This is a genomic window from uncultured Dialister sp., assembly GCF_937959425.1.
In the GTDB taxonomy this organism is placed as follows: Bacteria; Bacillota; Negativicutes; order Veillonellales; family Dialisteraceae; genus Dialister.
Window position 1 is genome coordinate 22355 of sequence record NZ_CALGPS010000033.1, and the last position, 8651, is coordinate 31005.

Sequence of the window (8651 nt, forward strand, 5' to 3'; positions counted from 1 at the left end):
TTCCCTCCTTCGATTACTCTTTTTCAGAAACTTTTACCGTCAGTGTGCTGGTACGTTTCATAATCCCGAAAGCCTGTCCACGAGAACGTGGATGTACACGCTTCATGATCGGGCCTGCATCTACATAAATGGTGGAGATGTAGAGATTATCAATATTCATGTCGTTGTTGTTTTCTGCATTAGCCATGGCGCTCCGGAGGGTCTTTTCAACCACGATGGATGCAGCCTTGTGGGTATTGCGCAGAATGGAGATAGCTTCTCCCGCTTTCTTGCCGCGGACAAGGTTAGCTACGATGCGGACCTTGCGGGGAGAAATGCGGACATTTCTTGAAATTGCCTGAACTTCCATTTTATTCCTCCCTGTTATTTACCTGCGGCGGCCTTATCGCTCTTGTTGTGGCCCTTGAAAGTACGGGTCGGAGCGAATTCACCAAGCTTATGGCCAACCATATCTTCAGTGATGTAAACCGGTACATGCTTTCTTCCGTCGTGAATCGCAATGGTGTGACCTACGAAGCTCGGAAGGATAGTAGAAGCACGGGACCAGGTTTTAACAATTTTCTTATCGTTAGCTGCGTTCAGCGCGTCAATCTTCTTTACCAGAGAGAAAGCGACGAACGGGCCTTTTTTTACAGATCTGGACACTTTTACTCCTCCTTATCTTACTTGCGTCTCTTAACAATCAGTTTGGTAGACGCTTTTCTGTTGTCGCGGGTCTTCACGCCGTAAGCAGGCTTGCCCCACGGAGTAACAGGACGCTTACGTCCGACAGGAGCTTTACCTTCGCCGCCGCCATGCGGATGGTCATTCGGGTTCATTACAACGCCGCGGGTAGCCGGACGAACGCCGAGCCAGCGGTTTCTTCCTGCTTTGCCCAGGGTGATGTTTTCATGGTCATCGTTGCCAACCACACCGATGGTAGCGCGGCAGCGGATATGTACTCTGCGCAGTTCGCCGGAAGGCAGACGGAGCAGTGCGTAATCCCCTTCCTTAGCCATCAGCTGAGCGCTTGCGCCGGCGGAACGGACCATCTGGCCGCCCTTGCCGATCTTCAGTTCCACGTTATGAACGATGGTACCAAGAGGAATATTGGTGAAAGGCAGGCAGTTGCCTACTTTAATATCGGATTCCGGGCCGCTGGTGATTACATCGCCAACCTTCAGTCCTTTAGGAGCCAGGATGTAGCGCTTTTCTCCATCAGCGTACTTGACCAGAGCAATGCGGCAGGTACGGTTCGGATCGTATTCGATGGTAGCAACCGTTGCCGGGATGTTATCCTTGTTTCTCTTGAAATCGATGATTCTGTACTGACGTTTATGACCGCCGCCCTGATGGCGAACTGTCATTTTGCCGGAGCCATTGCGACCGCCATGATTATGAACAGGAGCCAGAAGAGATTTTTCCGGTTTATCTGTTGTGATTTCATCAAAAGTGGAAACGGTCATCTGACGGCGTCCGGGAGTGTACGGTTTAAAAGATTTATAAGCCATTGATTAACTCCTCCTTACGCTTCGAAGAGCTCAATTGTTTCGCCCGGTTTGAGTGTAACAATTGCTTTCTTCCAATCACTGCGACGACCCTGGGTACGGCCCAGACGCTTCATCTTGCCTTCATAACGCATGGTGTTCACAGCCTGAACTTTGACTTTGAAAATCTGTTCCACTGCCTGGCGGATTTCCACCTTGGTAGCAGCCAGCGGCACACGGAAAGTGTACTTCCGTTCTTCCATGAGAGCGGTGGTTTTTTCCGTGATAATCGGTTTAATGAGGATGTCACGTGCTTCCATTATGCCAGTACCTCCTCAATCTTCTTAACAGCTTCCTGGGTGAGGAACAGCTTGTCATAATTTACAATATCATAGATGTTGATTCCGCTGGGAGCATAAGCCTTTACATCAGGAATGTTTCTTGCGGACAGAACGGTGTTTTCAGCTGCATCGCCGCCGTCAACGATGAGAGCCTTGCCTGCGTTGAATGCAGACAGCATCTTAACAACTTCCTTGGTCTTCGGTGCATCGAAATGGATAGCATCGATGACTACCAGTTCATTAGCACGGAGCTTTTCGGAAAGAGCGGATTTAACAGCCAGCTGGCGAGCCTTTCTCGGCATAGCCTTTGCATGGCTTCTGGGGGTCGGTCCGAATACGGTGCCGCCGCCAACCCACAGTGGGGAGCGGATGGATCCGACTCTGGCACGACCGGTGCCCTTCTGCTTCCAGGGCTTCTTGCCGCCGCCGCGGACAAGGCCTCTGGTCTTTGTGGCGTGGGTGCCGAGGCGTTCATTAGCCATCTGGCGAACCACTGCCTGGTGAATAACAGCTTCGTTATAGTCTACGCCAAAGACGCTGTCATTCAGCTCTATTTCACCGGTTTCCTGGCCGGCTACATTATACAGCTTTACTTTCGGCATTGAGATGTTCCTCCCTTAATCAGAACAATTTTCTGTTGTTCCAGACAATATTATTTTACAGGCTTTACAGTTTCCTGTACCATGACGAGGCTTCCCTTAGCGCCGGGGATCCCGCCTTTCACAAGCATCAGATTACGGGCAGTATCAACTCTTACTACCTGAAGATGCTGAACAGTGACTCTTTCGCCGCCCAGCTGTCCCGGCATCTTCTTGCCTTTGAATACCTTTCCGCCGCCGCCGGACATACGAGCGCCGAGGGAAGCGGTCTGACGATGGTTCTTGGAACCGTGGCTTTCAGGGCCGCGCTGATGGTTCCAACGTTTAATGGTGCCGGCGAAACCTTTGCCGCGGCTGGTGCCGATTACGTCTACGATTTCGCCTTCTGCGAAGATATCAGCAGCCAGAGTTTGGCCTACTGTGTAAGACGGCTTTTCAGCGAGTCTGTATTCACGCAGATATTTAACCGGTTCAATACCAGCCTTTTCAAACTGACCTTTTACAGGTTTTGTCAAATGTTTTTCTTTGACAGCGCCATAACCGAGCTGAACAGCATTGTATCCATCGCTTTCAACGGTTTTAACAGCTGCTACAACGTTTGGCAGAACTTCAATAACACTTACCGGAACCAGGTCGCCGTTTTCAGCGAACACCTGGGACATTCCTAACTTTGTTCCCAAAATAGCCTTAGACATCTTTGCACCTCCTTACAGTTTAATATCAATGCTGACGCCGGCTGGCAGTTCCAGTCTCATCAGCGCATCCGCGGTCTTCTTGGACGGATCGAGGATGTCAATAAGTCTCTTGTGGATACGCATTTCAAACTGTTCACGGCTGTCCTTGTTGACATGCGGAGAACGGAGAATGGTATACACGTTCCGTTCCGTGGGGAGCGGAATCGGACCGGAGACACGGGAACCTGTTCTCTTAGCGGTTTCCGCGATCTTCGCTGCGCTCTGATCAACAGCTTTGTGATCATAGCCTTTCAGCCGAATTCTGATTTTTTCCTGTTTCGACATTAGATAAACCTCCTACGTTCATTTCCTGAATGAACTGCTCCGTGGAAATTCCCCTGCACTGCAGGCCACCTTCCACTTCATAGTTTTCGACTGACTCATCTGCGCCTTCGCCCTCGTACGAAAGCCCGCAAACGTTCAGCCTTTAAATCATACTATTTTCCAAGGTCGAATGCAAGTGTTTCATCAAAATTTAATAATTTTCTTGATAAATCTCCTGTGCCCGATAAATACAGGCGTGAGCCGTATTAGGCGTCCCTTATTTTAACATAAACACGTATCCTGGCGTGTACCTTCTTACATGAAATTTTGATAAAATTTTTCAAATCACCTGTTCCAAAGGGAAAATCACGCCCATCAGAGAGGAAATCCAAGCCCTTTATTATACATATATATGACGTGCGGCCATCCGCTGTCCGTCATCTCACATCCCCCCTTTCACCTTCAGTCAGCAGAGCGCGGCAGACGGCTATCTGCTGTCCGCTGTCCGCCATCCGAAAAACAGTGAGCCGAAAGCCGGAAGCTGTAAGCCGGAAGCCAGAAGCCGATAGCCGACAGCCGATAGCCGGCTGTCCCACTGTCCCCCTCTCCCACTCTCCCACTCTCCCACTAGCTCACTAGTTCACCAGCTCACCAGCTCACCAGCCCACCAGTCCCCCTTTCCCTGCATGCCGCAAGAGAGCGCCAGAGACATCCGGCGGTAAGCTGTCAGCGGTCAGCCGATAGCGGACATATGATATAATAATCCTGTACGAAACGGAGGTTTTACAAAATGAAAGTAACTTACGACCATACCTTATTTGATACCATTCCCGGACTCTGCGTAGGCATCCTGGCCATCCGGGCCATCGACAACCAGGGCGTGAACCTGGAAGCCGAAGCCTTCCGGCGCCGCTGCTGCACCGAAACCAACCTGCTCCTCAAGATGAACCCCGCCATGGCGGACGGAGAAATCAAGCGCTACGATGACGCCCTTGCCCACCTTGGCATGAAAGGCACCACTGCCATTTCCGCCCTCTTTAAAGAATACAAAAAAGAACTGGGCATAGAAGAGGAAGAAGAAGCCAAAGCAGAAGGAGACTACGAAATCCTCTCCCAGCCCAAAGCCGCCAGCCTTGACGAACTGGCAGGCTCCGACGTCCTCCCCCGCATGAACCCTGTCATGGACATGGTACGGGGCGGCATGCTCAAATTCCACGTAGACATCCACGCCTTCGACATGGGCGACAGGAAGACGCCTCTTACCGTCCATCAGAAAGACGGCGAATGGGTGGTATCCCTGGGAGATGAAACCGCCGTCCACCACTGGTACTGCGAAGACGGCAGCGCCGCTAAAGTGGATGAAAACTCCGAAAACATCCTCATCCTCATCACCGGCTTTGCGCCAAACCGCAAAAAAGTGGCTGCCGCCAGAAACGAACTGGCCCGCCGTATGAAATCCGCCTTCGACCGCTCCGTAGAAGTAGGCTGGCTTGAAGCAGATACCCATGAATTCACCGCTTCCATCTGAAGGAGAACCTATGAAATACGCGGCCATCGATTTTGAAACCGCCTACTGGGGCCCCGCCAACGCCTGCTCCCTGGGCATCGTCGTAAGCGACGGAAGTAAGGTCATCGACCAGTGGTACCACCTCATCCGACCGCTTACCCTGAAATTTGACGCAGGCTGCATGAAAGTCAACGGCATCCGCCCCGAAGACGTGGCAGGCGAAGAACCATTTCCCTTCTTCTGGGACGAAATCGCCAAACGGCTGGAAGGCACCATCGTCTTTGCCCACAACGCCCGCTTCGACATGGGCGTCCTCGCCTCCGCCCTGGACACCTACCACCTGCCGGACATCCACTTCCTCTACGGAGACACCGTCATCCTCTCCCAGAAACTGTGGAAAGACATGGAAAACCACAAACTGAACACCGTGGCAGAAAACCTGGGCTTTTCCTTCAACCACCACCAGGCACTGGACGACGCCAGAGCCTGCGAATACATCGTCCGGAAAGCCCTGGAGGAAACAGGCCTTCCTTCCGTGGAGGCCCTCATGAAACAGACCGGCCAGCCCTTGAAACGATTCGCCGTGAAAAGAGGAGAAAGGAAACTGGCTACCTGAGGGGAAAGGTTGACAGGGCCTTCGGCCCCGAAGGTTCTTAAGGTTCTTAAGTTTGACGTCCGCCCTGCGGCCGAGGGTTGTGGATTGCCCTGCGGGCAATGAAATTTATATGCCGCTTCGCGGCAGTGGTGGGCGCCTTTAAAATAAAAGGGCGCCTATTTTTTATAAAGCCATATAACCGCGCCTGCAACGCGAAGGAAAACAAGCCAACCGGGCCTTCGGTCCGATGGAAATGCCCCCCTTCTGCCTACGGCTTCTTCCCCGGAGGGGAAGATTTGCTCTGTGCTTACCTATCTCCCCCATAAGCTGCACTAGGTTTAAAGCGGGTTGTTGTGCCCCCGCTTGCGGGGTGGCAAAGGAACTGGATTTGTAGGGGAGCACAGCGACCCGAAAATCCAGTGACATGCTTCCCTTTGGGGAAAGGTGGTGCCGCAGGCACCAAAGGGGGAACCGCCGAGAGGGCTTGCAGCATTTATGTCTCATCTCTCCATGTACCAACCCCTTCCACCACTATCGTGGTCCCCCTCCCCCTGCAGGCAGGGGGAGGCAAGTTTAAGGCACATAGTCGTCCCTCTTCACTTAGAAGGGGACGTAAGGGTTTGTGCCTCCCCCTAATTTTCCCTTCCATATCCTGAAAAATCCTATATTTCTCAAAAATTCCGATTACTAATCGGAATTTTTTTGATTTTCAGAAAAATTCCCTGTATACTAGGAGAAAAAGTGACAATGAAGGAGGTTCCCATGATTCCACGTCCCTTTTATCTACGCAAAATGATTCAAGCCCGAGGCGGCGATTTCATCAAAATCATCACCGGCATACGGCGCTGCGGAAAATCCACCCTGCTCCGCATGTTCAAGGACTACCTTTTAAACAATCAGGTTCCTTCTGACCACATCATCGAAATCAGCTATGAAAAGATCGACAGTCTGCCTCTGGAGGACAGCGGCGCTCTCCAGCGGTATGTCAAAGAACGGGTCACGGGCCAGGGACCTTACTATCTCCTCATGGATGAAGTACAGGAGCTCACTGCCTGGGCAAAAACGGTGAATGAGCTTCGTGCCTCCCTGCCTTTGGACATTTACGTCACCGGCTCCAACTCCCGCCTTTTTTCCGGCGAATATGTGACCTATATCACCGGCCGATACATAGAAATCAAAGTATACCCCCTAAGCTTTTCCGAATTCATGACTTTCAAAGAATATCCCCTGCAGATGAAGGACAAGGCTTTTAACGAATACCTACGCATCGGCTCTTTCCCTGCCGCCGCCCTTTCCAGTAATGAAGAAATCATCGAAAGCATCAACAGCGGCCTTTTCGATTCCATCTTCGCCAGAGACATCATCCTCCGGGGTAAGATACGAAACGAAGGGGTCTTCCTGAAGGTCGCTAAATTCGTCATGGAAAATATAGGAAATCCACTTTCCGCCAGCTCCATCGCCCGAACCCTGAAGTCCCAGGGCTCTTCCGTATCTTCCGACACCATTGACAGCTACCTCCAGCAGATGGTGAATGCCTTCGTACTGTACCAATGTGAACGATATGATATCCGCAGAAAACAGCGCCTCACCACCAATGGGAAATACTACGCCGCCGATATGGGACTCAGAAACCGCCTGATTGGGTACCGCACCGGCAACCTGGGCCATGTCATCGAAAACATCGTTTTCCTGGAACTGAAGCGGAGAGGCTGGGAAGTTTCCACCGGGCGGCTGGATACCCTGGAAATCGATTTCATCATCACCAAAGCGTTGGAGAAGAAATATATTCAGGTATCCCTGAGCGCTTTGGATGAAAACGTACTAAAAAGAGAAATCACCCCTCTCCTGAAAGTGAATGATAACTACCCCAAGTACCTCATCACCATGGACACCATGGATCTCTCCCAGCAGGGTATCATTCACAGGAACCTGCTGGACTTTCTGCTGCCGGAAGAATAAAAAAGATAAGGGACCCTTTGGGGCCACGCGTGGCAGGGTTCGGAGGATTCAGAGGGTTGTGGATTGCCCTGCGGGCAATGAATTTTATATGCCGCTTCGCGGCAGTAGCGGGCGCCCAGGATAAATGGTAAATGGTGAATTGTAAATGGATGTGGCACCCTAGAATTAGTGGGCGCCCCTCTTTTTATTAAACCATACAACCGCGCCTGCAACGCGAAGAAAATGCAATCCTTCCGGTACCGCCATCACCAAAAGGGGAAGCGCCGAAATGTTATAAGAAGAGCATGATTCAATAGCTCCCCCGTCCCAATCCCTTGTTTCCCCTTGAGGTGGCAAGGGAACGGGAGTCACACCAGCGAACTGAATTCGTAGGGGAGCGTGAGCGACCTGAGAATCCAGTGAGTCGGTGATAGCCGTGCTGTAGGGAGCCTAAGGCGACCGAGAATCCCGTGACACGCTTCCCTATGGGTGAAGGCCGCAAAGCGGCAAAGGGTGTACGGGGGAACGCGCCGGAATGACACTCCACCGTGGACGTGACTGTGCACATCCTGCATAGGATGTGCAAGTCAGCCAAAGTTGGCGCCCAGCCTGCCCATAAAGGCGCCTTCCTTTTATCTGGCTGACCGTGAAAGGCGGCCTTTTCTTTGTCTTCATTCCTATTCTTACCATTCCGCCGAATTGGCCGACTTCGTCGGCCCCCATATCCGGCTGCGCCGGACTTCCCCAAAGGGAAGCGTGTCACTGGATTCTCAGGTCGCTATCGCTCCCCTACGAATCCAGTTCCCTTGCCACCCCTATTCAGGGGGCAGAATAGGCCTCTCTACGCTTTCCCGCTATATCATATGTGGTACACTGCCCAGCGTCCATAGTGCCCCCGCTTTAGCGGGGGAAAGGTGGTGCCGTCAGGCACCAAAGGGGGGAGCGCCGAAATGGCTTGCAGCATTTATGTCTCATCTCCCCATGTTCCATTCTGCCGAATTGGCCGACTTCGTCGGCCACCCCCTATCCGGCTGCGCCGGACTTCCCCCTATTCAGGGGGCAGAATAACCCGTGCTCAACTTAGCGCCACATTTGAAAGAACTGCTTCGCGGAGCTTTGTTGTCCCCCCGCCTGCGGGGGGAAGGTGGTGCCGCAGGCACCAAAGGGGGCAGCGCCGAAATGGCTTGCAGCATTTATGTCTCATCTC

Annotated in this window: 10 protein-coding genes; 3 read left to right on the forward strand and 7 right to left on the reverse strand. The window is 52.2% G+C overall.

All coding sequences use genetic code 11. From position 1 onward, the window contains the following. Positions 1 to 13 precede the first annotated feature (13 nt). From rplV to rpsJ, 7 genes are read right to left on the reverse strand one after another with little or no spacing between them, the layout of a single operon-like run. A complete protein-coding gene (rplV, locus tag Q0482_RS01585) occupies positions 14 to 349 on the reverse strand; it encodes a 50S ribosomal protein L22 (RefSeq protein WP_299142521.1) in 336 nt (111 codons plus the stop codon). A gap of 14 nt (positions 350 to 363) precedes the next feature. Further along, positions 364 to 645 carry a 30S ribosomal protein S19 gene (gene rpsS, locus Q0482_RS01590; RefSeq protein ID WP_008859805.1) on the reverse strand — a complete coding sequence of 94 codons (282 nt, stop codon included), beginning with the start codon at positions 643 to 645 and terminating at the stop codon, positions 364 to 366. 17 nt (positions 646 to 662) lie between these two features. Beyond that, on the reverse strand, positions 663 to 1490 hold the full coding sequence (gene rplB / locus Q0482_RS01595) for a 50S ribosomal protein L2 (RefSeq protein WP_299142524.1): 828 nt from the start codon (positions 1488 to 1490) through the stop codon (positions 663 to 665). A gap of 14 nt (positions 1491 to 1504) precedes the next feature. Next, positions 1505 to 1786 carry a 50S ribosomal protein L23 gene (gene rplW / locus Q0482_RS01600; protein ID WP_296979784.1) on the reverse strand — a complete coding sequence of 94 codons (282 nt, stop codon included), beginning with the start codon at positions 1784 to 1786 and terminating at the stop codon, positions 1505 to 1507. Continuing rightward, entirely contained in the window at positions 1786 to 2409 is a 624-nt protein-coding gene (rplD, locus tag Q0482_RS01605) for a 50S ribosomal protein L4 (RefSeq protein ID WP_299142528.1), read from the reverse strand. Before rplD ends, rplW begins: the two co-directional genes overlap by 1 nt. Before the next feature lie 50 nt (positions 2410 to 2459). After that, positions 2460 to 3101 (reverse strand): 50S ribosomal protein L3, encoded by a 642-nt coding sequence (gene rplC, locus Q0482_RS01610; RefSeq protein WP_008859801.1) that lies wholly within the window; start codon positions 3099 to 3101, stop codon positions 2460 to 2462. A 12-nt stretch (positions 3102 to 3113) separates the two neighbouring features. Continuing rightward, positions 3114 to 3425 carry a 30S ribosomal protein S10 gene (gene rpsJ, locus Q0482_RS01615; RefSeq protein WP_008859800.1) on the reverse strand — a complete coding sequence of 104 codons (312 nt, stop codon included), beginning with the start codon at positions 3423 to 3425 and terminating at the stop codon, positions 3114 to 3116. A gap of 769 nt (positions 3426 to 4194) precedes the next feature. On the opposite strand from rpsJ, the gene Q0482_RS01620 reads away from it, so the two are divergent. The 3 genes from Q0482_RS01620 (at position 4195) to Q0482_RS01630 (ending at position 7465) form a co-directional block, all read left to right on the forward strand. Next, complete coding sequence (locus Q0482_RS01620; RefSeq protein WP_299142531.1) at positions 4195 to 4932, forward strand: hypothetical protein; 738 nt, start codon at positions 4195 to 4197, stop codon at positions 4930 to 4932. 10 nt (positions 4933 to 4942) lie between these two features. Further along, a complete protein-coding gene (locus Q0482_RS01625) occupies positions 4943 to 5527 on the forward strand; it encodes a 3'-5' exonuclease (RefSeq protein WP_299142533.1) in 585 nt (194 codons plus the stop codon). Positions 5528 to 6268: 741 nt separating this feature from the next. Beyond that, the gene (locus tag Q0482_RS01630) at positions 6269 to 7465 is read left to right on the forward strand and encodes an ATP-binding protein (RefSeq protein ID WP_299142535.1); all 1197 of its coding nucleotides are present in this window, start codon (positions 6269 to 6271) and stop codon (positions 7463 to 7465) included. Positions 7466 to 8651 lie beyond the last annotated feature (1186 nt).